The sequence below is a fragment of the Streptomyces sp. SM10 genome (assembly GCF_002910915.1).
Classification (GTDB): Bacteria; Actinomycetota; Actinomycetes; order Streptomycetales; family Streptomycetaceae; genus Streptomyces.
In genome coordinates this window covers 15,529-40,921 of record NZ_NEUF01000111.1, presented here as the reverse complement: position 1 = coordinate 40,921, position 25,393 = coordinate 15,529, and the positions used below count along the sequence as shown (strand labels likewise).

Below are 25,393 nucleotides of genomic sequence, written 5' to 3'. Positions count from 1 at the left end.
GCCGCGCAGGCACCCGCGCCCGGCGGGCCGGGTATGGCGCAGGGCGCCGCCCAGGTGCGCACCATGTGGCCCGACATCCTCGAGGCCGTGAAGAACCGGCGCCGGTTCACCTGGATCCTGCTCAGCCAGAACGCCCAGGTCACCGGCTTCGACGGCAGCACCCTGCAGATCGGCTTCCTCAACGCCGGTGCCCGCGACACGTTCTCGAGCAGCGGGAGCGAGGAGGTGCTCAAGCAGGCCCTCGCCGAGCAGTTCAACGCCAAGTGGCGGGTCGAATCGGTCGTCGATCCGTCGGGAGGCGGCGGTCAGCCCCCGCAGACGGGCGGTGGCGGCGGAGGTGGAGGCAGGCCGCCCGCCGCCCCGTACCAGCCCCCGCCCGCGCCGTCCGCCCCGCCGTCGTACGAGCCGCGGCCCGCGGCCCCGGCCCAGCCGCCGCCCTCCCAGCAGCCCCCGCCGGAGCAGTCAGGACGGCCCGATCAGTCCTCGTACGACCGCTCGGCCCCGGAGCCGCCGCGGTCCGTCGCCCCCGAGGACGACACAGCGGAGGCGGACGATCCGGACCTGGTCGACTCCGCGCTCTCCGGCCACGACCTGATCGTCCGCGAGCTGGGCGCCACGGTCGTCGAGGAGTTCACCAACGAGTAGGCGCCGTGCGCCCAGGTCGGTCCGTCCGTGCCCCGGAGCGCACGGACGACGGCCCCGTCTGACCCGAGGACGACCCCGTCTGACCCGAGGACGGCCCCTGCCTCGCTCGCGGACGGCACCACCTGCCCCCGACGGCCCACCGTGCCGTCGGGGGACCGTCGGCCCGGCGTCCACGGAGCGGCGCCCGTCGAGGCGTCCTGCCGCCGGCGGCTAGGCTGCACCCCGTGAAGGTCCTCGTCATCGGCGGCGGCGCCCGCGAACACGCCCTGTGCCGCTCTCTCTCCCTCGACCCCGATGTCACCGCTCTGTACTGCGCTCCCGGCAACGCCGGAATCGCAGAGGTGGCCGAACTGCACCCGGTCGACGCGCTCGACGGCGACGCCGTCGCGCGCCTCTCCACCGAGCTGGGCGCCGAGTTGGTGGTCGTCGGCCCGGAGGCACCGCTTGTCGCCGGTGTCGCCGACGCCGTGCGCGCGGCGGGCATCCCGTGCTTCGGCCCCTCGCGCGAGGCCGCTCAGCTGGAGGGCTCCAAGGCGTTCGCCAAGGACGTCATGGCCGGGGCGAACGTCCCGACCGCCCGCAGCTACGTCTGCACGACACCCGCCGAGATCGACGAGGCCCTGGACGCGTTCGGTGCCCCGTACGTCGTGAAGGACGACGGCCTCGCCGCCGGGAAGGGCGTCGTCGTCACGGACGACGTCGAGGCCGCGCGTGCCCACGCCCTCGCCTGTGACCGTGTGGTCATCGAGGAGTTCCTCGACGGCCCCGAGGTGAGTCTCTTCGCGATCACCGACGGCACCACGGTGCTTCCCCTGCAGCCCGCCCAGGACTTCAAGCGGGCCCTGGACGGCGACGAGGGCCCGAACACCGGTGGCATGGGCGCCTACTCGCCGCTCCCGTGGGCCGACCCGAAGCTGGTGGACGAGGTCATGCAGACCGTTCTGCAGCCGACCGTCGACGAGCTCCGCCGGCGCGGTACCCCGTTCTCAGGCCTGCTCTACGCAGGCCTCGCGATCACCTCGCGCGGTGTACGGGTCATCGAGTTCAACGCCCGCTTCGGCGACCCGGAGACACAGGTGGTCCTCGCCCGGCTGAAGACGCCGCTCGCCGGTGTCCTGCTCGGCGCGGCCAACGGCACCCTGGACGTCGTCCCCGCGCTGACCTGGCGCGACGACGCCGCCGTCACCGTGGTCATCGCCTCCCACAACTATCCGGAGACGCCCCGCACGGGAGACCTGATCGAGGGCCTCGCGGATGTGGAGGCGCAGGATGCACCGCACGCGTTCGTCCTGCACGCCGGCACCCGGCAGGACGGCGACGGGGTCGTCAGCGCCGGAGGGCGCGTGCTCTCCGTGACGGCGACCGGCAAGGATCTCGGGCAGGCACGGGAGCGTGCCTACACCGCGGTCGGCCGGATCCGCCTCGACGGGTCCCAGCACCGTACGGACATCGCCCGCAAGGCCGCCGAAGAGGCCTGACCCCTGCTCGTCGCTCGCCCCTGTGCCCGGCCCTCCCCGGAGGCGCCGGGCACAGGCGTGTCCCGAGGCCACCGTGCGCCGGGCGCAGGCACAGGCGTGTCCGGAGGCCGTCGGGCACCGGGCGCAGCCATGTCCGGCCGCCACCGGCCCTCGGGCGCAGACAGGCCCCGTACGAGGCGCAGCCAGGCCAGTACGAGGCGCGGGCAGGCCCCGTACGAGGCGCAGCCAGGCCAGTACGAGGCGCGGGCAGGCCCCGTACGAGGCGCGGGCAGGCCCCGTACGAGGCGCGGGCGGGTCAGGCGCGGAGGTCCGGTGCCGGGGCGTCGGGCCCCGCGACCAGGGACACGAGGGGGCGGCGGGCCCCGCGACTCCGCACACGAACGCGCGGCGTATCACCGAACGCCCGAGGGCCGGCACGTCAGCAGCTTTGCCCAAAGCCATTCCATCGGGTGACGGCTCGGCCATCCGGATGACGTCCGCCGGGGCCCCAACTAGGGTGCGGCGCAAGCGTTCCGGCACTTGGCCCACCGGCATTGCGATGTCGGTGACGGGTGCCACAGTGGGGGAGTGACCACTACCGTCGCGGGGGCAGAGGGGGTGACGTCCAGCCGTGTCCGGTACCGGTTCGGTTGAGGAGCTGGGTGCGCACGCAGCGCGGGCCAGGGCCGTGGCTCTGCTGCGCGTCCGCAGCAGAGCCACGGCCCTGGCGATCCTGCCGGCGGGCGTGGCCGTCGTGCTGCTCGTCGCGGGCGCCCAGGGGCACATCGGCCCAGGTGTGTGGTCCACGGTCAGCTGGGCGGTGGCGGCCTGCGCGGTCGTCGTCCTGCTGCTGGCGGCGGCGGTGGCCGTCACGGTGGCCCGGGCGAGGCCCGCGGTCAGCCCGACCGTGCCCCTCGCCGAGGCCGCTGCCCCCGACCTCTACCGGCTGGTCCGTGACCTCGCCGACCGGCTCGACGTCCCGGCGCCGTCGGCCATAGAGCTGACACCGGACTGCGACAGCTGGCTGGAGGACCGTACGCACCCGGCCGCCCAGCCGGGTGCGAAGGCTCTCAAGGGACCCGGCGGGACCCGGCGGGGCCGCAGGGTCCCGGCGGCGCCCGTGCTCGTCATCGGGTCGCCGTTCCTGTGGTGGATGAGGGTCGCCGAGCTGCGGGCGGTCCTCGCCCCGGTCGTCGCGGGCACCGGACCGTCCGCCCACCCCGACATAGCCGCCGCCCGCCGCTTCGTCCGTGGCCTGGACGCCGCGGTCGCCGACGCCGCCGCGCCCGGCCAGGTGTTCGTCCGGAGGATCCCCGCGGCCTGCGTGGGCTGGATCGCCAGGATGCTGCTGCGCGGCTGCCGCGTACACGCGGCGGAGATGGAGCGCTGCGTCGCCGCCGCCGCGTCGGGGCGCGCCCAGGAGGTGGACTACGGGCTGCGGATCGCCGCCCAGGAGCAGGTCGGACTGGCCTACGCCGGCTGGGACCGGCTGCTGACCCGGGTCGCGCTGCCGGCCTGGCGGATGGGGCGCTGGCCCTCAAGGCTGGACGCCGGCGTCGTCTCCGCGCTCACCGAGCTCTCCCGGCGCGACCGGCTCGCCGACGGCTTCACCTCGCGGCTGGGGGAGCGCCCCGCCTGCGATCTGATCGAGGAGCCCGGCGCGGCCGACGAGGCGGCCTCCCTGCTCGCCGCCCGGCTCTTCCACGGCGGACCGGCCGAGACCGGACCCGGCTGGGCCCCCGTCGACTGGCAGCAGTATCCGGAAGAGGTCGTGGACCGGAAGTGGCGTACGGAGGCCGCCCGTCTGCACCGGGTGCTCGACGCCATGGGGGTCGCGGCGAGCGTGTCCGTGGGGGCGCAGGGCGCGGCGGCCGCCGGCGGTTCCGCGGTCCCCACGCTGGCGCGGGTGATCGACCACCTCGCCACCCCGGGCGCCGACAGCGAGGCGCTCGCGGAGGGGATCGGCGCCGCCCTCGCCCGCGACGAGGAGACGGCGGAACCGCGGTCCCGGACCGGGAGCGCCGCTGCGGACAGCGGGCAGGCCGGGGCGGGCACCGACCCCCTTGATCTCTGGGGGCCTGTCCCGCTCCCGCTCTTCCCGCTCCAGCCGCCGCGTACGGGCACGGAGCTGCTCACCGACCACGTCGTGGCGATGGTGTGCTGCGCCGCCGTGGACACCGCGGGGGCCGCGCCCGGGCTCGACTGGCTCGACGGCCCCGCGCTGCTGGTGGACGGCGGCCGCCGGTCCGACCTCGGCTCCCCGGTGCTCAGCCTCGTCGAGGACGGGGACGCGGAGCCGCTGCTGTCCTGGCTCACCTCGGTCGGGGTGCGGACCGACAAGCCGGTGCGCCTGAGCTGACGGCCGTCCGGGGCGACGGCCGTCCGAGTTGAACGGTCGTCCGAGTTGAACGGTCGTCCGTCCACCTAGATGGGGAAATGTCCTGGATATCCCCTCAATGCATGGAAGATCAGGCTCCGTTCCCGTCGATTCACGACGAACGGTGACGGAGTGCGTGCGTAATGTGATGTGCTGGGGGTGGCGCCGGCATCCGGCGCGAGCCAGAGGTGTCGGGGGACGAGGGAGGGGCGCGGGATGGGGGCGGAGCAGATCCGGCGATGGGAATCGGGTGCCCTCGCGCACGCCGTGAGCGACCCCTTCGGGCAGGGCCCGCTGCCCTGGCTGCGGGGCAGCGAGAACTACTTCGACGACACCGGCCATGTCGTCCCCTGGTACGCCGACCCCGATCTCGGCCGAGGGGGGAGCGGTGGCGGCACGCGCACCGCCGACGACGTGCACCAGCAGATCAAGGGGTTCGTCTCCCCCGGCGCCGCGGCACCCGGCGAGGCGATCGACTTCCACATCACCGTGGACCCGCCCCAGCAGTTCTCCGTGGACGTCTACCGCATCGGGCACTACGGGGGCGACGGCGCCGCCAAGATCACCACCAGCCCGCGTCTCTCCGGGATCGTCCAGCCGGCGCCGCTGGCCGCCGAGCGGACGGTCTCCTGCCATCACTGGTGGCTCTCCTGGCGGCTGCAGATCCCCAGCTACTGGTCGGTCGGCGCCTACGTCGCCGTGCTCACCACCGCCGACGGCCACCGCTCTCACGTCCCCTTCACGGTCCGCGACGACCACCCCGCGGACCTGCTGCTCCTGCTCCCCGACGTCACCTGGCAGGCCTACAACCTCTACCCGGAGGACGGCCGCACCGGCGCGAGCCTCTACCACGCCTGGGACGAGGAGGGCCGGCTGCTGGGCGAGGAGGACGCCGCGGTCACCCTCTCCTTCGACCGCCCCTACGCGGGCTCGGGCCTGCCCCTCCACGTCGGCCACGCCTACGACTTCATCCGTTGGGCCGAGCGCTACGGCTACGACCTCGCGTACGCGGACGCCCGTGACCTGCACGCCGGCCGCATCGACCCCAGCCGCTACCGGGGTCTCGTCTTCCCCGGCCACGACGAGTACTGGTCGGTGCCGATGCGCCGCACCGCCGAGCTGGCCCGGGACACCGGCACCTCGCTCGTCTTCCTCTCGGCCAACACCATGTACTGGCAGGTCGGCCTCGGCCCGTCGCCCTCCGGCGTCCCCGACCGCCTGCTCACCTGTCGCAAGCGCCGCGGCCCGGGCAAGTCCGCGCTGTGGCGCGAGATCGACCGCCCCGAGCAGCAGCTCCTCGGCATCCAGTACGCGGGCCGGGTCCCCGACCCCCACCCCCTGGTCGTGCGGAACGCCTCGCACTGGCTCTGGGAGGCCACCGGCGCGACCGAGGGCGACGAGATCGACGGGCTGGTCGCCGGTGAGGCCGACCGCTACTTCCCGCGCACGGCGCTGCCCGAGCACGAGAGCCGCATGCTGCTCGCGCACTCCCCGTACGCCGACGGCGAGGGGGTCACGCGGCATCAGGAGACCTCGCTCTACCGCGCCCCGTCGGGAGCGCTCGTCTTCGCCTCGGGCACCTTCGCCTGGTCCCCGGCGCTGGACCGCCCCGGCCATGTCGACCCCCGCATCCAGCGGGCCACGGCCAATCTGCTCGACCGGATCTGCAAGCGCGACTGACGCCCAGGTTCCAAACCTTCACGCACCCTTCATGAGATCTTGCTACGGGAACAGGTGTGCGTGTAACTTTCAACTGCCCTTGCCTGCACGAGAGTTGGTGCGGCTCGGCGTTGCCTAGGGGGGATCCCTGGTGTGTCCCGATTGTCTGATTTCACGGCCCGCGGGACCGTGGGGGAGAAGTGAACCGATGGAATCCAAGAGATCTGCATGGAAGGGAGTCGCCACGGTTTCCGTGATCGCGGCGGCGCTGATGGCTGCCACGACGGCGACCGCGTAGGTGAACGGCGACGGCGACTGCACGAATGCGGGCAACGTTTGCGTCTACAACTATCAACAGCCCACCAGTTACCACGAGGGCTACTACGACCTGAACGATCCCCACACGAACTTCCATGGCATGTACTACAAGATCAAATCCGCGTACCTCGGGGATTCCATAGGCGCCGCCTCCAACGACGCGACCGCGCTCACGTCCTGTTCCGGCTTCACCTTCTACTGGGACACCGGGTACGGGGGAACGAGCTACTTCGCCAGCAGGAACTTCCAATACCTCACGTTCTATGACAACAACAACGAGTTCTCCTCGTTCCGGAAGACTGGGTGCTGACAGAAGTGACGGCACGTTCGCACACCGTCGGGCCATCCCTGCTGCTGGCTCTGACGCTGTGCGCCTGCTCTTCAGCGGGAGGATCGGGCGCGGAACCGGAACTCGGATCCGTGCCCACCCCCGGGCACCTCGATTCGGCGCAGGTAGTCACACCTCTCGACGCGTACCTTCCGACGCCCGAGGAGAACTACACGCTCAAGAAGGCGCGCGTGCTTCTCGTCAACGCGTGCATGCGGGATCTGGGATACGCGCAGAATCCCCAGCCGCTGGGGCGCTTCACCGGCAAGGCGTACCTGGAGCACGGAGAGTTCCTCGTCAGGCCGCTCGCGCAGGCGGAGCAGTACGGGTACAAGCCCGCTCCGGACGCGAAGGACAGCGGGTCCGACGTGGACGCGCGATACGGCGAGAAGACCACCGAGACGCAGGGCGGGTTGCTTACCGGCAAGGCCACGACCTACAACGGCAGAAAAGTTCCGCACGGTGGATGCGAGGGCGAGGCGCTGCGCACCATTACCGCCGGCGCGCGGACGTCCCAGGAGGTCAAACTCCCGGACGGATCCGCGGCAGGCGCGGGGAAGGACGGCTTCAGCGAAGGGTACGCCGAACTCGTCGTTTCCGCCGCGCGTGGAAAGGCCATGGCCGCAACTCGTGAGGACAGCCGCTTCACCGAGGTCGGCGAGGCGTGGTCGGACTGCATGAAGAAGCAGGGATACGACTACGACACCCCGAGTGGCGCGTGGAACGACAAGAGCTGGGCCGACGCGTCCCGGGCCGGAGCGAGGGAGATCGCCGTCGCTGTCGCGGACATGGGATGCAAGAAGAAGGTCAACTACCTCGGTGTCGGCATCGCGGTGGAGACGGTCCACGAGAAACGTGTGATCGAGGAGAGCGCCGAAGTTCTTCAGGACGCCAAGGACAAGACCGCCAGGTGGATCGAGAATGCGAACAAGGCGATCGAAACACGCTGACCGCGGTGAGTCGGCCGTGATACCGGAGGGGGCGGCCGGGTCGGCACTGGTTCGCAGCAAGCGACTGCTTGTCGCGGTGGTCATCGGCGCGCTCGCCATGGTGGGTGTCGGATTCGCCCTCTCCACCGTGATCAAGTCGCCGGCCCAGGCCGCGGCCGACGCGGGTGCACCGGAGCCCGACGTACTCACCGCCGTGGTTGAGCACCGAGAGCTGCGGGCCTCGTTGGTCGTACGCGGACAGGTGGCGGCCGAAAGAAGCGTCATGGTGTCCGCAGCAGCCGGAAGCGCGGCTGAGGGAAGCAGCCCCCTGATCACCAAGGCGCCCCTGCGGGGTGGCGACAAGGTCACCTCTGGGCAGGTTCTGATCGAGATCTCCGGGCGTCCGGTCTTTGCCCTGCCCGGGGCTCTTCCCGCCTACCGGGATCTGAAGCCCGGAGCCGATGGTGCGGACGTGGCGCAGTTGCAGAAGGCGCTGACCCAGCTGGGATTCAGTTCGGGAACGGACGGTCGCGACGAGTTCGGAGCAGGGACGCAGTCGGCGCTGAGCGCGTTCTACCAGTCGATCGGATACGACGCCCGTCCCGTCACGGACGACGGGGAATCCCAGGTGCAGGCCGCGGAAGCGGCCGTGACCGATGCCACGAGGGCCCTGCAGGACATCCGGTCGGGAAAGGGGGAGGGGACGGCGGTGGCACGGGCCGAGGAGGATCTCGCTCTTGCCGAGGAGCATCTGGCAGACGCGCGACTTCAGGCCGGGGCCATGCTTCCGGCTGCCGAGGTCGTGTTTCTGGACCACTTTCCGGCCCGCGTCGAGACCGTGGCCGCCGGTGTCGGCGACCGGGCTCCGGGAAGTGTCATGACGCTGTCGTCGGGAGCCCTCGGTGTGCGCGGGACGCTCACCCCCAGTCAGCGCAAGATGGTCAGACCCGGGCAGAAGGTAGACATCCTTGCGGAGGCGACCGGCGACGAGTTCTCCGGCACCACCGTTTCCGTCGGCGACGGCACGCGGGATCCGGTTGGGGAGCAGGACCTGTCCGCCGCGGAGAAAGGCGAAGAGAGCACAGGGGAAGGCACGGGAGGGGACACCGCCGACGGGTTCTCGGTCCTCGCGGTGAAGACGGACGAGCGCATCGACGCCTCACTTGTCGGACAGGAGGTCCGTCTGACCATCGAGATCAAGAGTTCCGAGGACAAGGTTCTCGTCGTGCCCTTCTCGGCTGTATCCGCGGCTGCCGACGGCAGCACCGTGGTCACGGTCCTCGCTGACGACGGGGAACGCCGCCGCGTGCGTGTGCGGCCGGGTCTGGAAGGCGACGGCAGTGTGCAGGTGACGCCTGTCGGGAAGGACGGGCTCGCCGAGGGGGACCGTCTGATTGTCGGCACGGACTCCGACGGCCCGTCCGGGCAGGACGCCGCTGAGTGAAGAACGGACCCGGGCACGGGGAACCGGTCATCGATTTCCGTGGAGTTGGGCTCACCTACCCGGGCCCACCTCCGGTGACCGCGCTGCAACCCACCGAGCTGAACGTCTGTCGCGGCGAGTACGTGACCATAACGGGCCCGTCCGGGTCCGGGAAATCGACGTTCCTCAACATCGCCGGTCTGGTCGACGCGCCCACGTGTGGACGCTACCTTCTCGACGGCGCCGACACCACGGCCCTCTCCGATGCCGAGAGGGCCGGATTGCGGGGCTCCAGAATCGGCTTCGTCTTCCAGTCGTTCCACCTGTTGCCGCATCGCAGTGCCTTGGAGAACGTCGTCCTCGCCATGATCTACAACAACGTGCCACGCCGGCAGCGGTCCGGCCGGGCCCGCGACGCACTGCGGCGGGTCGGCCTGGGCCACCGTATCGACGCGACTCCGACCACGCTCTCCGGCGGTGAGCGTCAGCGCGTGGCGATCGCTCGCGCCCTGGTTGCCCGTCCGTCGTTGCTCCTGTGCGACGAACCCACCGGCAACCTCGATACCGCGACAGCGAACTCGGTGCTGGAACTCCTCGACGACCTGCACAGGGACGGCATGACCATCCTCATCATCACCCATGACCCCTCGGTCGCGGCCAGAGGCGGCCGCACCCTGTCCATCAGGGACGGCCGTCTCGCGGAGAACCTTCCGGTCCAGGACCGCCGGGCATCACCGTGACGGCCCACCGGCGTACCGGGCGCCGGGAAAGGGGGCGGCGGGATCGGACGGGTGGGACGGACGTGTCGCGGCTGGCCTTCCGGGACCTGCTGGCGGAAGCCGTGGCCGGCATGCTCCAGCGCCCCGCCAGGTCCGCCCTGACCACGCTGGGCACGGTGCTGGGAATCGGCGCCTTCGTCGCCGTTCTCGGTCTGACCGCGACCACCTCCTCCCAGGTCGACAGCCGCTTCAACGCACTCACCGCGACGGAGGTGACGGTCGAGGACGTCGGGGCCGCCGACGGATCCTTCACCGGCATGTCCTTCCCGGACGACGCCGCGGACCGGATCGAGGCGCTGAACGGCGTCACGCATGCCGGTGTGTACTGGCCGGTGGGCCTCTCCGACGCCGAAAACGTCCGTTCGTCCCCGGTGGGCGCGGCCGTCACCGAGCAGGAGACACAGGTCGTGGCTGCCACCCCGGGGGTCCTCGCCGCGGTGAAACCGACCCTCCGCGCAGGGCGGCTCTACGACGAGTACCACGAACGCGGCGCCGTACCCGTGGCGGTCGTCGGCTCCGGCATGGCCAGAAGGCTGGGAATCACCACGCTGGAGAGCCGCCCGGTGGTATTCATCGGGGACAGGCCCTTCACGGTGATCGGCATCATCGCCGAGGTGCAGCGCAAGGAGGATCTGCTGCTGTCCGTCGTCGTCCCCGGCAGCACCGCGAAGGAGGAGTGGGGGGAGCCCGGGGCGGAAGCGCCTGCCAGGATGCTCGTCTCCACGGAACTCGGTGCCGCCGCGCAGATCGCCGATGAGGCGCCGCTCACTCTCGACCCGGCGCATCCGGACCGCTTCAAGTCTGTTCCGCCGCCGGACCCCAAGGCGCTGCGCACCACGGTCGGCGCCGACCTGAATCAGCTCTTCCTGCTGCTCGCCGTCGTCTGTCTGATCATCGGAGCGGTAGGCATAGCGAACACGACGCTCGTGGCCGTCCTCGAACGAACCGGAGAGATCGGTCTTCGCCGGGCCCTGGGGGCGAGGGGACGGCACATCACCGGCCAGTTCCTCGCTGAATCCGCCGTTCTCGGCTTTCTCGGCGGCCTGGTCGGGACGGCGGCAGGTGCGTTGACCGTCGTGGCCGTCGCGGTGGCACGGCAGTGGACTCCGGTCGTCCACCCCGTCACGCTGGTGGCGGCACCCTTGATCGGACTGGTGACGGGCTTGCTGGCGGGCGCGTACCCGGCCTGGCGGGCCAGCCGTATCGCACCCGCGGAGGCTCTGCGCCGCTGAGTGTGGGCCCGCCTGTCTGCGGCCCCATCTCTGGTCACGGGCCGACCCCTGTCGTCGCGGCTCCTTCGCATGCGGGACAATCGGAACGACTCCTGGATCAACCTACGCGGAGGCAGCGTGTCCGGTTTCGTAGAAAAGCCCGAGCCCGTGCAGGTGCCGGGGCTCACCCACCTGCACACCGGCAAGGTGCGCGACCTGTACCGGAACGAGGCGGGTGACCTCGTGATGGTCGCCAGCGACCGTATGTCCGCGTACGACTGGGTCCTGCCCACCGAGATCCCGGACAAGGGCCGCGTGCTCACCCAGCTGTCGCTGTGGTGGTTCGACCAACTCGCCGATCTCGTCCCCAACCACGTGCTGTCGACGGAGCTCCCCGCCGGGGCCCCCGCCGACTGGGCGGGCCGTACCCTGATCTGCCGCTCGCTGCGGATGGTTCCGGTCGAGTGCGTGGCGCGCGGCTATCTGACGGGCTCCGGTCTGACGGAGTACCACGCCACCCGGACCGTCTGCGGTCTCGGTCTGCCCGAGGGGCTCGTCGACGGATCCGAGCTCCCGGGGCCGATCTTCACCCCGGCCACGAAGGCCGCGGTCGGCGATCACGACGAGAACGTCTCGTACGAGGAGGTCGCCCGTGAGGTCGGCCCCGAGACGGCGGCCGTGCTGCGCCGGACGACGCTGGACGTCTACGGCCGGGCCCGGGACATCGCCCGTGAACGCGGGATCATCCTCGCCGACACGAAGTTCGAGTTCGGCTTCGCGCCCACCGCGGACGGCGGCGAGGAGCTGCTCCTCGCGGACGAGGTGCTGACGCCCGACTCCTCCCGCTTCTGGCCCGCCGAGAGCTGGGAGCCGGGCAAGGCGCAGCCGTCGTACGACAAGCAGTTCGTGCGCGACTGGCTGACCTCGCCGGCCTCGGGCTGGGACCGCGGCAGCGAGCAGCCGCCCCCGGCGCTGCCGCAGGAGATCGTCGACGCCACCCGGGCCAAGTACCTGGACGCGTACGAGCTTCTGACCGGCACGAGCTGGCCGGCCCAGGGCATGTGACGGAAGAAGGCCCCGGTCCTGAGGACCGGGGCCTTCTTGCTTGGAGCGGACGACCAGGTTCGAACTGGCGACCTCAACCTTGGCAAGGTTGCGCTCTACCAACTGAGCTACGTCCGCGTGCGCCGTAGCGCGGTGCCTACTATACCCAACCTCTCTCGCGTGCGAGACGCACCGCCGCATGACGGTTCTCCGCACCCAGCTTGGAGGCGGCCGCCGACAGGTAGTTGCGCACCGTGCCCTGCGACAGCGACGCCCGCTCGGCGATCTCCGCGACCGGCGCCCCGTCCGCCGCCAGCCCCAGGAGCTCCGCCTCGCGGGCGGTCAGCGGGGAGTCCCCCGCGGAGATCGCGTCGGCCGCCAACTCCGGGTCCACATAGCGGTTTCCCGCGTGCACGGTACGGATGATCTCGGCCAGCCGCCGGGCGCTGACCGTCTTCGGGACGAACGCCCGGACGCCCGCCTCCAGCGCCCGTTTCAGATGCCCAGGCCGGCCGTGACTCGTCACGATCATGGTCCGGCAGCCGGGCAGAGAGGCCCGTAGCGATGTGGCGACCTTCACACCGTCCGCGCCCGGCATCTCCAGGTCCAAGGCCGCCACATCGGGCCGGTGCGCCAGGGCCATGGCGAGCGCCTCCGGGCCGGTCGCCGCCTCGGCGACCAGGACGATGTCGTCCTCCAGGGCGAGGAGTGCGGCCAGCGCACCCCTGATCAGGTGCTCGTCGTCGGCGAGCAGGACGCGGACGGGCGCCGTCGTGGGTGTCATCTCTTCTCCAGCCGGGAGGGTGCGGAGTTCCGTGGCGAGGGCAGCGGGACGGCCGCGGCCAGACGGAACCGTCCGTCACCCGTCGGCCCGGCCACCAGCGAACCCCCGACCGCGGCCAGCCGTTCCCGGAGCCCGTGGAGCCCCGAGCCGCCGGAGGCGGCGGCCTGCTCCGGGGGCACGCCGTCGTTCTCCACCACCAGCCGGACACCGTCCCGAGCGGTCTCCAGCCGGATGTCACACCGCCGGGGGTCGCCGTGCCGCAGGACGTTGGTGGCGGCCTCCCGCACGGCCCAGCCGAGCGCCGCCTGCACCGCGGCGGGCAGCTGGCCGCCGTCGCCGCGCACGTCGCACTCGATGCCGGCGGCCCGCAAGACCCCTTGGGCGCCCAGCAGTTCCGTGCCGAGGTCGGCCTCCCGGTATCCCCGTACGATGTCGCGGACCTCCTGCTGGGAGACGCGCGCGATGCGCTGCACCTCGACCATCTGGTCCATGGCCGCGGGCTTGCCCCGCTGCGCCAGCTCGACCGCCAGTTCGCTCTTCAGCGCGATCACCGCGAGGTTCCGGCCCAGGACGTCATGCATGTCCCGCCCGAACCGCAGCCGTTCCTCGGCGACCGCCAGCCGGGTCTCCACCTCCTGGGCTCCGTGGAGTTTCGCCATCACGCCCAGGGACCAGGCGGAGAGCCGTGTGGTGCCCGTCATCAGGGCGCTCCCGAAGGCGACCCCGAGGAACACGCCCAGCACGGTGGCTCCGTCCCCGCCCGCCAGCGCCACACCGCCACACAGGACCGCAGCGGTGACCGCCTGCAGCAGGCCGCCCACCCACACGGGGACCACGAGGGTCACGGAGATCATGAACGGCACGACCGCCGCACCGAGGGCCAGGGGAAGTTCGGCGAACTCCTCGGCCCCGGCGTACGCCCCCAGGGCCACCACACCCGACGCGGTGGCGAGGAACAGCACGGCCCCCAGGGCGACCAGCCGGCGGTCGACGGACGGCCGGCCGAGGTAGGTGTCGAGGGCGCGGGTCACGAGGGGCTTCGAGCAGAGCGCCTGTCCCAGAGCGGCCAGCACCGTCCCGGCGATCAGTGCGGCGGGTGCGCCCGACTCCCGCACGGGTCGCGTCACCGACAGCAGGGCCGGGGGCACGACCGACACCCACGCGAGGGAGTGGAGGGAGCCGCGCGTGTAGAGATCGATCTTTCCGAAGCTGCTGCGGCCCCGCCATCTCCGCACCTGCGCCCCCACCCACACGGCCTCTCCCCCTCGGCCCCGTCGGGGCTCAGTCACGCGGATCCCCTCGGAACCACCGCTGCCCAGCAAACACGGCGGGCGCTGTCCGGGCCAGTGCCGTCGGACCGTCACCGGGGACGTCACCGCCGGGCCCCGTCTCGTCCCCGGACCGGCCGCTCCCGTTCCGAGCCGGGGGAAAGCCGTTGTCGGTCATGGCCCAAGGCTTCCGCCCGTTACCGGCCGCGGGCAGTGCGTGGTGTCATCAGTGCCCATGACAAACGTCATGCGCCGGGCACGCCAAAGGCCCCGGTCGATATGACCGGGGCCTTTGAATCAAGAGCGGACGACCAGGTTCGAACTGGCGACCTCAACCTTGGCAAGGTTGCGCTCTACCAACTGAGCTACGTCCGCATTGCTGCCACTCGGCTTTCACCGGTGGAGCGCCCATCACTCTACCTGATCCACTGGGTGGACCGGTAAGGCGATGCAGAGCGGGTGACAGGAATTGCACACTGCGCCTTCCCCCTGGAAGGGGGATGTTCTACTACTGAACTACACCCGCACGCTGCGTCGGGCCCGGCTTTTCGGCCTTGCCCTTCGGCGTGCTCCAGACTCTAGCCGACCTGCAGGGGTGTTGTGCAAGTCGGCTCCCCGAGGTGTCGTCCGGGGCGTCCGCGGAGGCCCTGACGGAACAGAACATTCCGGGCGCTGGTCTCAACTGGCGGCGTCGAACGCCTCGTAGACCTTCTTGGGGATCCGGCCGCGGGCCGGCACCTCCATCCGGTGCGAGCGGGCCCAGGCGCGCACGGCCGCGGGGTCCGGCGCGAGCGACGTGTGGTGGTACGCCACCGGAGCCTTGCCGCCCTTGCCGGTATTTGTCTGCTTTCGGCCGGCCGTGACGTACGGGGCCAGCGCCTTACGCAGTTTCTCTGCATTGGCGGGATTGAGGTCGATCTCGTACGACTTCCCGTCCAGGGAGAAGGTGACCGTTTCCGCAGCTTCTCCCCCGTCGATGTCGTCGGAGAGTGTGACCACGACGCGCTGAGCCACGGATATCGGTCCTTTCCTGCGGCATCGTCGCGTCTGACATGCGTCGATGCCGGCCTTCCGGCGGCTGGGCGGATGCGGATCGACAGGTGTCGACTGTTCCGGAGCAATCGTGCTTTCTCCGGTATTCATTTGTACAGCGGCGGGAGCCGCATTGTGAAGCCCGGCCAATTGCATCAGCGTGTTGCCCAGGTGCACCCGTCCGCAATCGGCGGGAAGATTTTTTTCCCAGGACTTTTCCCGGGCCGTCACCTTCCGATATCTCGCCGTGATCGCGCCCGTCCGATATCTACCCGCGTAGAATTTCAGGCCAGGTACGCTGAGTGGACCCGCGGGGATCTGGGGAACCCCTCGGAGACACAGCCGCACCACACCACATCGGGAGTGCCAGTGGCACGCGTCGTAGTCGACGTCATGCTCAAGCCGGAGATCCTCGACCCGCAGGGACAGGCTGTGCAGCGCGCACTGCCCCGTCTCGGCTTCGACGGAATCGCGGACGTTCGCCAGGGAAAGCGTTTCGAGCTCGAGGTCGAGGGGCCGGTCGACGATGCCGCCCTCGCCCGCATTAACGAGATGGCCGAGACCTTCCTCGCCAACACCGTCATCGAGGACTTCACCGTCAAGGTGGAGGAGGAGAAGTGACCACCCGTATCGGCGTCGTCACTTTTCCCGGCACGCTCGACGACCAGGACAGCCTGCGGGCCGTGCGGATCGCGGGTGCCGAACCCGTATCCCTCTGGCACCGTGACAAGGACCTCCACCAGGTCGACGCGGTCATCCTGGCGGGCGGATTCAGTTACGGCGACTATCTGCGCGCCGGCGCCATCTCGCGTTTCTCGCCGGTCATGGAGACCGTCATCGAGCAGGCGAAGGCCGGCATGCCGGTCCTCGGTATCTGCAACGGCTTCCAGATCCTGACCGAGGCACACCTGCTGCCCGGCGCGATGCTGCGCAACAACCACCTCCACTTCGTCTGCCGCGACCAGAAGCTGCGGGTGGAGAACGCGGAGACCGCCTGGACCTCGGACTACACGGCGGGCCAGGAGATCTCCGTACCGCTGAAGAACGTGGACGGCCGCTACACCGCCGACGAGCACACGCTCGACGAGCTGGAGGCCGAGGGCCGCGTCGCCTTCCGCTACGCCGACGTCAACCCGAACGGCTCGCTGCGCGACATCGCCGGCATCACCAACGCCGCGGGCAACATCGTCGGTCTGATGCCGCACCCGGAGCACGCCGTCGAGCCGCTGATCGGCACCGGTCGCACCGACGGCCTGGGTTTCTTCACCTCGATCATCAAGAAGCTGGTCAACGCATGAGCCTGGACACGGTCAAGCACGCGGCCGAAACCCCGGACGCCGGGCAGCCCTGGAAGGAGCTCGGCCTCAAGGAGGACGAGTACGCCCGGATCCGCGAGATCCTGGGCCGCCGTCCCACCGGCGCCGAGCTCGCCATGTACTCCGTGATGTGGTCCGAGCACTGCTCCTACAAGAGCAGCAAGGTCCACCTCAAGCAGTTCGGCGAGAAGGTCCCCGTCAACGACGCGATGCTCGTCGGCATCGGCGAGAACGCCGGCGTCGTCGACGTCGGCCAGGGGTACGCGGTCACCTTCAAGGTGGAGTCGCACAACCACCCCTCGTACATCGAGCCCTACCAGGGCGCGGCCACCGGCGTCGGCGGCATCGTCCGCGACATCCTCGCCATGGGCGCCCGCCCGGTCGCGGTCGTCGACCCGCTGCGCTTCGGTGCGGCCGACCACCCCGACACCCGCCGGGTGCTGCCCGGCATCGTCGCGGGCATCGGCGGATACGGAAACTGCCTCGGCCTGCCGAACATCGGCGGCGAGGTCGTCTTCGACGCCTGCTACCAGGGCAACCCGCTCGTCAACGCCGGCTGCATCGGCGTGATGAAGCACGAGGACATCCACCTGGCGCAGGCCTCCGGTCCCGGCAACAAGGTGATCCTCTACGGCGCCCGCACCGGCGGCGACGGCATCGGCGGAGTCTCCGTGCTGGCCTCGGAGACCTTCGACGACACCAAGCCCACCAAGCGCCCCGCCGTGCAGGTCGGCGACCCGTTCCAGGAGAAGCTCCTCATCGAGTGCACCCTGGAGATCTTCAAGGAGAAGCTCGTCGCGGGCATCCAGGACCTCGGCGGCGCCGGGCTCTCCTGCGCCACGAGCGAGCTGGCCTCCGCGGGCTCCGGCGGTATGCGCGTCGAGCTGGACACCGTGCCGCTGCGCGACTCCTCGCTCTCGCCCGAGGAGATCCTCATGAGCGAGTCGCAGGAGCGCATGTGCGCGATCGTCGAGCCGCAGCACGTCGACCGCTTCATGGAGATCTGCGAGAAGTGGGACGTCATCGCCACCGTCATCGGTGAGGTGACCGAGGGCACGCAGCTGGAGATCTTCTGGCACGGCGAGCAGATCGTCGACGTACCGCCGCGGTCCGTGGCCCACGAGGGCCCGACGTACCACCGGCCGTTCGCCCGTCCGTCGTGGCAGGACGCGCTGCAGGCGGACGACGCCGGCAAGCTGGCCCGTCCTGCCGACGGCGCGGAGCTGCGGGAGCAGGTCCTCAAGCTGGTCGGCTCCCCGAACCAGGCGTCCAAGTCCTGGATCACCGACCAGTACGACCGCTTCGTGCAGGGCAACACCGTGCTGGCGATGCCCGAGGACGCCGGGATGGTCCGGATCGACGAGGAGTCGAATCTGGGCGTGGCCATGGCGACCGACGGCAACGGCCGCTACGCGAAGCTGGACCCGTACACGGGCGCGCAGCTCGCGCTGGCCGAGTCCTACCGCAACGTCGCGGCGTCCGGCGCCAAGCCGCTCGCCATCTCGGACTGCCTGAACTTCGGTTCGCCCGAGGATCCGGACGTCATGTGGCAGTTCGCCGAGGCCACCCGTGGTCTCGCGGACGGCTGCCTGGAGCTGGGGACTCCGGTCACCGGCGGCAACGTCTCGCTGTACAACCAGACCGGTGAGACGGCGATCCACCCGACGCCGGTCGTGGCCGTCCTCGGTGTGATCGACGACGTCACCCGGCGCACGCCGGTCGCGTTCGCCGAAGAGGGCCAGCTCCTCTACCTCCTGGGCGACACGGCCGGGGAGTTCGGCGGCTCGGCCTGGTCCGAGGTCGTCCACCAGCACCTCGGCGGCATGCCGCCCAAGGTCGACCTGGGCCGTGAGAAGCTGCTCGCCGAGATCCTCATCTCGGCCTCCCGCGACGGCATGATCGACGCGGCGCACGACCTCTCGGACGGCGGCCTGGTCCAGGCGGTCACCGAGTCCTGCCTGCGCGGCGGGAAGGGCGCCCGGCTGGTCGTCCCGGACGGCCTGGACGCGTTCACCTTCCTGTTCTCGGAGTCGGCCGGCCGCGCGGTCGTGTCGATCCCGCGCAGCGAGGAGCTCCGCTTCAACGACATGTGCGGTGCACGGGGTCTGCCCGTGGCCCGCATCGGTGTCGTGGACGGCGAGGAGATCGAGATCCAGGGCGAGTTCAGCATCCCGCTGAGCGAGCTGCGCGCGGCGCACGAGGGGACCCTGGAGGGTCTGTTCGCCTAGGTTCTGCCTGTACCGAAGCCCCCGTCCGGGTCGACCGGACGGGGGCTTCGTCGTTTCCGAGATACCTGTTGATTAAAATTACGTAATTACGTAAGGTGGAAGTAATGGAGCTCGAGGACCGTGTCGCCGAACTGGAGCGCCGCCTCGCGGTGCTGGAGTCGGCTGCCGGGGGCGGGAAGCCCGAGCTGGGGGTCGGGGACTTCTGGGCGCTGGACGGGCTGAAGGACCAGCTCGAACAGGTCGGGGAGGCCGCGGCCGACGGCGGGGTGCTCTTCACGGGCGCGGTGAAGCTGCCGGCCGGCGAGCGCTACGAGTGGCAGTACGGCGCGCTCACCGCGGGACTCCTGGGGAGCGCGGACGAGGACCGTCCCGACTGGGCGGAAGCCGCCGAGCCCCTGGCCGCGCTGGGGCACCCGGTCCGGCTGCGGCTGCTCCGCGAGATCCTCGGCGGCCGGCGCACGGCCGCCGAGCTGGCCGAGTCGGACGACACGGGCACGACCGGACAGATCTACCACCATCTGCGCCTGCTGACCGGCGCGGGCTGGCTGCACACGACGGGGCGCGGTCGCTACGAGGTGCCCGGTGTCCGCGTGGTGCCGCTGCTGGTGGTGCTCACGGCCGCCCGGCCGTGAGAGCCGCACGCCGAGACCGAGGGGGACACCATGTCCGCACGTAAGGCCACGATGATCCTCTACCGCTGCTGCTGGCTCGCGTTCGTCGCCCTGGTGGTGGCCGACGTCCTCACCGGGGAGGCCATCCCGTTCTGGCTGGTCCTCGTGCCCGCCGCGGCCGCGGTCCTCATCGGCCTCCTGCTTGGCCGCCGCGGCCGTCGGGGCCTCGCGCAGGACCGGCCGGCCGTCGAGGTGGGTGCCCCGGTGTCCGGGCGCTGGGTCGCGCTCAACAGCCCGGCCGACAAGGTCCCCAGTCACGGCACCCACGGCTACGGGCAGACCTACGCGATCGACATCGTGGCCGAACCCGAGGAGGGCGGCCGTCCGCCCTTCCGGTGGCTGTGGCCGGTCGCCCGGCCCAACCGCGACTTCCCGGCCTTCGGCGCCCCGCTCGTCGCGGTGGCGGACGCCACCGTCGTGCACGCGAGCGACGGCCGGCGCGACCACCTCAGCCGGAACTCCGGTCCGGCGCTGGCGTATCTGATGCTGGTGGAGGCGTCCCTGCGCGACATGGCGGGCGCCCGCTGGATCGTCGGCAACCACGTCGTCCTCGACCTCGGCGGCGGGACGTACGCCGCGTACGCCCATCTCCGGCGCGGGTCCCTCCAGGTCGGGGCGGGGGACACCGTCCGGGCCGGACAGGTGCTCGCCCACTGCGGGAATTCGGGCAACTCCACCGAGCCGCACGTGCACTTCCAGTTGATGGACCACCCCGACCTCGACGTGGCGCGCGGAATCCCCTTCACCTGGCGGGGCATCGGCGTACCGGCCGGAGGTGAGGCGTTCACGGTCGGAGAGACCGTCCGTGACGCCTGGTAGCTTGCCGGGCGTCACGCGTTGTCGTCGTACGGGGGCCTGTCATGGACGAGACGAAATCTGCCGGGGCGTCCGGGCCTGCCGAGGAGCCGTCCCGGCGCCCGCCGAAGGTCTTGAACGCGCTGTTCTGCCTGGTCGCCGTGGCGGGAATCGGCCTGAGCGTCTGGGCCGTCGTCACACAGCTGTCCGATCTCCGCGCCCGGTCCGAGAGCCGGGAGCGCATCGAGGCGGGGTGCGGCGGCCTCGTCGATCCGGACGCGGTGCTCGGGCTGAACGGTGACGTCGGCCGCGTGGAGCTCGCGGACCGCTACCGGATCGACACCGCCCGGCGGGTCAGCAACTGCGTCGTGTACCGGGTGGGCGAGCCGGGAACGACGTACGGGCACTTCGCCCTGACCCTCACCATGTATCCGGCCGACCCGAACGACGACGAACGCCAGGCCGCTCTCGACGACGACCCCTTCGACCTGCGCCGCGGCGGTGTGGACGACATCACGGCCGCAGCCGACCACGCGGTGCCGCACCCTCTGGGCGATGGCGGTCTCGGTGAGTACGAGAGCCACATGGTGACGGCCAGGGCGCTGTGCGCGGACGGCGGCGGGCTCTCCTCCGTCGAGGCCTCGGCCATCGCCAAGTACGCGGACCTTGCGACGCCCGAGGACCGCCGTACGCTGGCCGGTCTGGCGCGGCAGGCAGTGGAGAGGGCCGCCGAGGAGCAGGGATGCCCGTCCGAACTCCCCGCGCTTCCGGCCGAGTTCCCCGAGCCGGTCTTCGCGCTCGCCCCGGCGGACGGGGCGGGCGGCACGTGTGCCTGGTACGGCCGCCTCATAGCCGCCGAGGGGCGCGGTTCGCTTCCCGACCGCGCACTCGCCTCGCCGGCAGGGAAGGCGAGCGCCCACGACGCCTGCCTGCTCGCACTCGGCGAGGACGAGACCCGGAGGATCTGGCCCGCCTACGAGAAGACCACCGAGCGTCCCCGGGACCTCGGCATCGTGCTCTCGAACTCTCCCCTGTGGGTGAAGACCGAGACGGTCGTCGGCGACGGCACCCGAGGCATACGGACCGGCTTGCAGAACAGGACCTCGATCCGTCCCGGCACCGCGGGGACGGACGAGTTCACCTGGTGGGCCTCCTCCGTGTGCGACGGCCGACCCGCCCTGCACCTGATGCAGGTGTCCTATCCGTACGACCGCATCCTCCGCGACCGGCTCGAACCCCTGTTCCGCGCGTACGTCGAGGACGCGACCGAGCGTCGTGGCTGCACCGGCGTCGTCCTCCCCGAAGCGGCGGACTTCGCCCGGAGGTGATCGGGCGCTGTCGGACCCGCCGGTTAGTCTCGCCTGCATGCCACCGGCCAAGAAGCGCCCCCGCGCCTACGACGTCACCCGGACCAGGACCGCCGTCCTGGCCCAGTTCGCTCACGTGAGGGACGCCGTGCGCGGCCTGACGGCGGAGCAGCTCGCTCTGCCGGGGCTGGGAGAGTGGACGGTGCGGGAGCTCGCGGCACACCTGATCATGGCCCTGGAGCGGGCGAGCCGGGCCATGGAGCTGCCGGCGCCGAGGGGCCCCAAGCCGGAGGTCTCCCTGCTGGAGTGGCCGTTCTCCACCACCGGCGGCTCCGCGGGCATCGCCGACCACACCCGGGAACTGGCCGAGGGACGGCCCGACCTCGACGCGCTGTACGAGGAGACGTCGGCCCGGTTCGCCGAGCTGGTGCCCGCGGACGCCGGTGACCGGCTGGTGACGACCCGGTCGGGGACGATGCGGCTGGGCGACTTCCTGGTCACCCGCACCGTCGAGCTCGTCGTCCACACCGACGACCTCCACCGGGCGACCGGCCTCGACATCCCCTACGACCGTCAGGCGCTCGCGGCCTGCACCCGGCTGCTCGCCGACGCGTTGGCGGACCGGGCGCCGGGCGGCTCCGTCGAGGTACGCGTCCCCCCGTTCGCCGTCGTCCAGTGCATCGGGGGCCCCAAGCACACCCGGGGGACGCCGCCCAACGTCGTGGAGACGGACCCGCTCACCTGGATCCGGCTGGCCACAGGACGTACGGGGTGGGCGGAGGCTCTCGAAGCGGCGCAGGTCAGCGCCAGTGGCGAGCGGGCCGACCTCGCACCGCTCCTTCCGCTGATGGGCTGAGAGGGAACCGGATCGCCCACTCGTTCCGTCCCAACGCCATGCGCACACAACGTATGACCGTCGGTGTTCTCGGTGTTCTCGGTGTTCTGGCCCTCCCCCTCGCCGCCTGCGGCACGGAGTCGGGTTCCGGAGCGGGGTCCGGGGACTCCGGGGACGGCGGCGGCACCGTGCGGACGGAGGTGCCCGTGACCGGTGTCCACTGGAAGGTGTCCTCCCTGACCGTCGGCGGGAAGAGGACCGCCGCACCCGAGGGGGCCCACGTCGAGATCGACTCCGAGGGGAAGGCCACCGGCAGTCTGGGCTGCAACCGTTTCACCGCCGACGTCCGGGTCGACGGCGCCGGGATGACCGTCGGGCGGAGCACGACCACCGACATGGCGTGCGAGGAGGACGTGCAGCGGTTCGAGACCGCGATGGGCCGCACCTTCCGCGGTGAGCTCAAGGCCGCCGTGGCGGGCCGGAGCGACGAGAAGACCCTGACCCTGACCACTCCCGAGGGCGACGCGATGGCCCTCACCTCCGAGCCGCCCGCCCCGCTCACCGGCACCGCCTGGAAGGTCACCGGCCTGGTGTCCGGCAGCACCGCGTCCTCCCTGCCCGCCGGCACGGAGGACAAGGCGCACCTGACCTTCGGCAAGGACGGCTCGGTTGAGGGCAGTCTCGGCTGCAACTCCTTCCACGGCACGGCGAAGGTCTCCGGCTCCACCCTGACCTTCGGCCCGCTCACCTCCACCAGGAAGATGTGCCCGGGCCCCGAGATGGAGCTGGAGCGCGCCCTGCTCGCTGTGCTCGACGGGAGGACGACGTACGCGATCGATCACCGCTCCTTGTCGGTCGCGGCGAAGAGCGGCAAGGGAATCGACGCGTCCGCCCCGGCGGCGACCGGGCGATGACCGGCCGGGGCGCGTCCGCTACGACCAGCTCACGCGCCGGTGGGACAGGGGAGCAGGCCGGCGTCCGCCCTCTCCCACGACGCCCGCAGCTCCGCCGGCTCGGACATCCGTCCCACGCCGGCGGATCCGCCGGCACCGCTCGGTGCGCGAGTGGCGGCCGGCCTGGAGGGGGCGGCCTCGAACGGACGGCCGGAAGCGCTCCGGAACGGCTCACGGGGGTCCACGCCGACACCCGGCAGTGTGAGGCTCACCACGAAACGAGCGCCCGGCCACCCCCCGAGTGGGCGCCGGGCGCGGCTCTCCGGCCGCCCGGCAGGGGCGGATCGGGCAGACCGCGCCACCCGCCGGTAACCGGCCCCCATCCCGGGCGTCGACTGCCTCGAGGGCGTTCGGGACCGGAGAACGATCCGCGCCGTGATCACCCGGAGTGATCACCCGATGCCGGTCCGGGCCCCGCCGGGGGTGCTCCGCCGACGCCCCGTCGGCCCCATTCCGGCGGCCGTCCAATTCGGACCGGTGGTCGATCTCGCCTACACTCGGTGCCGTGCCTCGTGGTGATGGACGACTCAACCACGACCTGCTCCCCGGAGAGAAAGGCCCCCAGGACGCTTGCGGCGTCTTCGGTGTCTGGGCTCCGGGCGAAGAGGTCGCCAAGCTCACCTATTTCGGACTGTATGCCCTGCAGCACCGTGGACAGGAGTCCGCGGGCATCGCAGTGAGCAACGGGTCCCAGATCCTGGTCTTCAAGGACATGGGACTGGTCTCGCAGGTCTTCGACGAAACGTCTCTGGGATCGCTCCAGGGCCATATCGCGGTCGGTCATGCCCGCTACTCCACCACCGGTGCCTCGGTGTGGGAGAACGCGCAGCCGACGTTCCGTGCCACCGCGCACGGCTCGATCGCCCTGGGTCACAACGGCAACCTGGTCAACACGGCCCAGCTCGCCGAGATGGTCGCCGACCTTCCTCGCAAGGACGGGCGTGCCACCCAGGTCGCGGCGACGAACGACACCGATCTGGTGACCGCGCTGCTCGCCGGCCAGAGAGACGGCGACGACAAGCCTCTGACCATCGAGGAGGCCGCCGCCAAGGTGCTCCCCGACGTCAAGGGCGCCTTCTCGCTCGTCTTCATGGACGAGCACACCCTCTACGCCGCCCGTGACCCGCAGGGCATCCGTCCCCTGGTCCTCGGCCGCCTGGAGCGTGGCTGGGTGGTGGCCTCCGAGTCCGCCGCCCTCGACATCTGCGGCGCCAGCTTCGTCCGCGAGATCGAGCCGGGCGAGCTCGTCGCCATCGACGAGAACGGGCTGCGCACCACGCGCTTCGCGGAAGCGAAGCCCAAGGGCTGTGTCTTCGAGTACGTCTACCTGGCCCGCCCCGACACCGACATCGCCGGTCGGAACGTCTACCTCTCCCGTGTGGAGATGGGCCGGAAGCTGGCGGCCGAGGCCCCTGTCGAGGCCGATCTGGTCATAGCGACACCGGAGTCGGGAACTCCCGCGGCCATCGGCTACGCCGAGGCGAGCGGAATTCCGTTCGGAGCCGGACTGGTCAAGAACGCCTACGTCGGCCGGACCTTCATCCAGCCTTCACAGACCATCCGCCAGCTGGGCATCCGGCTGAAGCTGAATCCCCTCAAGGAAGTCATCAAGGGCAAGCGCCTGGTGGTCGTCGACGACTCGATCGTCCGTGGCAACACCCAGCGGGCCCTGGTGAGGATGCTCCGCGAGGCGGGCGCCGCCGAGATCCACATCAGGATCTCCTCCCCGCCCGTGAAGTGGCCCTGCTTCTTCGGCATCGACTTCGCGACGCGCGCCGAGCTGATCGCCAACGGCATGTCGGTCGACGAGATCGCCACCTCCATGGGTGCCGACTCGCTCTCCTACATCTCGATCGACTCGATGATCGAGGCCACGACGATCGACAAGCCGAAACTCTGCCGCGCCTGCTTCGACGGCGAATACCCGATGGAGCTTCCGGACCCGGAACTGCTCGGCAAGCAGCTGCTGGAGACCGAGCTGGCGGCCGGACCCGCCGCGACCGCGGCGTCCGACGCACTGCGTCGTCCGTGACC

21 protein-coding genes, 3 tRNA genes and 1 pseudogene are annotated in these 25,393 nt (G+C 71.1%); 19 read left to right on the top strand and 6 right to left on the bottom strand.

The features are described 5' to 3' along the window. The 10 genes and pseudogenes from B9S57_RS17690 to B9S57_RS17645 form a co-directional block, all read left to right on the top strand. Positions 1-645, top strand: a pseudogene (locus B9S57_RS17690) (DNA polymerase III subunit gamma and tau); the annotation flags it as partial. Positions 646-869: 224 nt separating this feature from the next. Then, a complete protein-coding gene (purD, locus tag B9S57_RS17685) occupies positions 870-2,123 on the top strand; it encodes a phosphoribosylamine--glycine ligase (protein WP_103516533.1) in 1,254 nt (417 codons plus the stop codon). Between the two features lie 610 nt (positions 2,124-2,733). Continuing rightward, positions 2,734-4,461 (top strand): hypothetical protein, encoded by a 1,728-nt coding sequence (locus B9S57_RS17680; protein WP_103516532.1) that lies wholly within the window; start codon positions 2,734-2,736, stop codon positions 4,459-4,461. 234 nt (positions 4,462-4,695) lie between these two features. Beyond that, the gene (locus B9S57_RS17675; RefSeq protein WP_103516531.1) at positions 4,696-6,159 is read left to right on the top strand and encodes a N,N-dimethylformamidase beta subunit family domain-containing protein; all 1,464 of its coding nucleotides are present in this window, start codon (positions 4,696-4,698) and stop codon (positions 6,157-6,159) included. Positions 6,160-6,436: 277 nt separating this feature from the next. Continuing rightward, positions 6,437-6,766, top strand: a complete 330-nt coding sequence (locus B9S57_RS17670) for a hypothetical protein (protein ID WP_103516530.1) — start codon at positions 6,437-6,439, stop codon at positions 6,764-6,766. Between the two features lie 110 nt (positions 6,767-6,876). Then, positions 6,877-7,734, top strand: coding sequence for a hypothetical protein (locus tag B9S57_RS17665; RefSeq protein WP_103516529.1), 858 nt, complete (start codon positions 6,877-6,879; stop codon positions 7,732-7,734). A gap of 16 nt (positions 7,735-7,750) precedes the next feature. Continuing rightward, a complete protein-coding gene (locus tag B9S57_RS17660) occupies positions 7,751-9,157 on the top strand; it encodes a peptidoglycan-binding protein (RefSeq protein ID WP_258036424.1) in 1,407 nt (468 codons plus the stop codon). Then, positions 9,154-9,876, top strand: a complete 723-nt coding sequence (locus B9S57_RS17655; protein ID WP_103516528.1) for an ABC transporter ATP-binding protein — start codon at positions 9,154-9,156, stop codon at positions 9,874-9,876. The genes B9S57_RS17660 and B9S57_RS17655 overlap by 4 nt, the downstream gene beginning before the upstream one ends. Before the next feature lie 62 nt (positions 9,877-9,938). Further along, a complete protein-coding gene (locus tag B9S57_RS17650; protein WP_374935952.1) occupies positions 9,939-11,147 on the top strand; it encodes an ABC transporter permease in 1,209 nt (402 codons plus the stop codon). A 117-nt stretch (positions 11,148-11,264) separates the two neighbouring features. After that, positions 11,265-12,191 carry a phosphoribosylaminoimidazolesuccinocarboxamide synthase gene (locus B9S57_RS17645; protein ID WP_103516527.1) on the top strand — a complete coding sequence of 309 codons (927 nt, stop codon included), beginning with the start codon at positions 11,265-11,267 and terminating at the stop codon, positions 12,189-12,191. A gap of 41 nt (positions 12,192-12,232) precedes the next feature. Here the strand turns inward: B9S57_RS17645 and B9S57_RS17640 are convergent. The 6 genes from B9S57_RS17640 to B9S57_RS17615 form a co-directional block, all read right to left on the bottom strand. Further along, a tRNA-Gly gene (locus tag B9S57_RS17640) sits at positions 12,233-12,308 on the bottom strand. A gap of 22 nt (positions 12,309-12,330) precedes the next feature. After that, a complete protein-coding gene (locus B9S57_RS17635) occupies positions 12,331-12,954 on the bottom strand; it encodes a DNA-binding response regulator (RefSeq protein ID WP_103516526.1) in 624 nt (207 codons plus the stop codon). Next, entirely contained in the window at positions 12,951-14,243 is a 1,293-nt protein-coding gene (locus B9S57_RS17630; RefSeq protein WP_258036423.1) for a sensor histidine kinase, read from the bottom strand. The genes B9S57_RS17635 and B9S57_RS17630 overlap by 4 nt, the downstream gene beginning before the upstream one ends. A 281-nt stretch (positions 14,244-14,524) precedes the next feature. Continuing rightward, positions 14,525-14,597: transfer RNA gene (locus tag B9S57_RS17625), tRNA-Gly, on the bottom strand. Between the two features lie 79 nt (positions 14,598-14,676). Beyond that, a tRNA-Gly gene (locus B9S57_RS17620) sits at positions 14,677-14,748 on the bottom strand. 152 nt (positions 14,749-14,900) lie between these two features. Then, positions 14,901-15,236, bottom strand: a complete 336-nt coding sequence (locus tag B9S57_RS17615) for an Lsr2 family protein (RefSeq protein ID WP_103516524.1) — start codon at positions 15,234-15,236, stop codon at positions 14,901-14,903. A gap of 387 nt (positions 15,237-15,623) precedes the next feature. Between B9S57_RS17615 and purS the strand changes: the two genes are divergently transcribed. The 9 genes from purS to purF all read left to right on the top strand — a co-directional run bounded on the left by purS (position 15,624) and on the right by purF (position 25,391). After that, complete coding sequence (purS, locus tag B9S57_RS17610; protein WP_033296931.1) at positions 15,624-15,875, top strand: phosphoribosylformylglycinamidine synthase subunit PurS; 252 nt, start codon at positions 15,624-15,626, stop codon at positions 15,873-15,875. After that, positions 15,872-16,552 carry a phosphoribosylformylglycinamidine synthase subunit PurQ gene (purQ, locus tag B9S57_RS17605; RefSeq protein ID WP_103516523.1) on the top strand — a complete coding sequence of 227 codons (681 nt, stop codon included), beginning with the start codon at positions 15,872-15,874 and terminating at the stop codon, positions 16,550-16,552. Before purS ends, purQ begins: the two co-directional genes overlap by 4 nt. After that, positions 16,549-18,798, top strand: a complete 2,250-nt coding sequence (gene purL, locus B9S57_RS17600) for a phosphoribosylformylglycinamidine synthase subunit PurL (RefSeq protein ID WP_103516522.1) — start codon at positions 16,549-16,551, stop codon at positions 18,796-18,798. The genes purQ and purL overlap by 4 nt, the downstream gene beginning before the upstream one ends. A 104-nt stretch (positions 18,799-18,902) precedes the next feature. Next, positions 18,903-19,430 (top strand): helix-turn-helix transcriptional regulator, encoded by a 528-nt coding sequence (locus B9S57_RS17595; RefSeq protein WP_103516521.1) that lies wholly within the window; start codon positions 18,903-18,905, stop codon positions 19,428-19,430. A 30-nt stretch (positions 19,431-19,460) separates the two neighbouring features. Next, the gene (locus tag B9S57_RS17590; RefSeq protein WP_103516520.1) at positions 19,461-20,288 is read left to right on the top strand and encodes a M23 family metallopeptidase; all 828 of its coding nucleotides are present in this window, start codon (positions 19,461-19,463) and stop codon (positions 20,286-20,288) included. 41 nt (positions 20,289-20,329) lie between these two features. After that, positions 20,330-21,592: a hypothetical protein gene (locus B9S57_RS35545; protein WP_258036422.1), complete on the top strand. Its 1,263-nt coding sequence runs from the start codon at positions 20,330-20,332 to the stop codon at positions 21,590-21,592. Between the two features lie 37 nt (positions 21,593-21,629). Then, a complete protein-coding gene (locus tag B9S57_RS17580) occupies positions 21,630-22,427 on the top strand; it encodes a maleylpyruvate isomerase family mycothiol-dependent enzyme (protein WP_103516519.1) in 798 nt (265 codons plus the stop codon). A 38-nt stretch (positions 22,428-22,465) separates the two neighbouring features. Then, positions 22,466-23,320 carry an META domain-containing protein gene (locus B9S57_RS17575; RefSeq protein ID WP_103516518.1) on the top strand — a complete coding sequence of 285 codons (855 nt, stop codon included), beginning with the start codon at positions 22,466-22,468 and terminating at the stop codon, positions 23,318-23,320. A gap of 544 nt (positions 23,321-23,864) precedes the next feature. Beyond that, positions 23,865-25,391 carry an amidophosphoribosyltransferase gene (purF, locus tag B9S57_RS17565; RefSeq protein ID WP_103516516.1) on the top strand — a complete coding sequence of 509 codons (1,527 nt, stop codon included), beginning with the start codon at positions 23,865-23,867 and terminating at the stop codon, positions 25,389-25,391. Positions 25,392-25,393: the final 2 nt, after the last annotated feature.

What these genes read in the sequence shown, in the direction of transcription:
- B9S57_RS17675 (WP_103516531.1), top strand. Translation starts at nt 4,696, where the DNA reads ATGGGGGCGGAGCAGATCCGGCGATGGGAATCGGGTGCCCTCGCGCAC.
- B9S57_RS17635 (WP_103516526.1), bottom strand. Translation starts at nt 12,954, where the DNA reads ATGACACCCACGACGGCGCCCGTCCGCGTCCTGCTCGCCGACGACGAG.
- purL (WP_103516522.1), top strand. Translation starts at nt 16,549, where the DNA reads ATGAGCCTGGACACGGTCAAGCACGCGGCCGAAACCCCGGACGCCGGG.
- B9S57_RS17595 (WP_103516521.1), top strand. Translation starts at nt 18,903, where the DNA reads ATGGAGCTCGAGGACCGTGTCGCCGAACTGGAGCGCCGCCTCGCGGTG.
- B9S57_RS17590 (WP_103516520.1), top strand. Translation starts at nt 19,461, where the DNA reads ATGTCCGCACGTAAGGCCACGATGATCCTCTACCGCTGCTGCTGGCTC.
- B9S57_RS35545 (WP_258036422.1), top strand. Translation starts at nt 20,330, where the DNA reads ATGGACGAGACGAAATCTGCCGGGGCGTCCGGGCCTGCCGAGGAGCCG.
- B9S57_RS17580 (WP_103516519.1), top strand. Translation starts at nt 21,630, where the DNA reads ATGCCACCGGCCAAGAAGCGCCCCCGCGCCTACGACGTCACCCGGACC.
- B9S57_RS17575 (WP_103516518.1), top strand. Translation starts at nt 22,466, where the DNA reads ATGCGCACACAACGTATGACCGTCGGTGTTCTCGGTGTTCTCGGTGTT.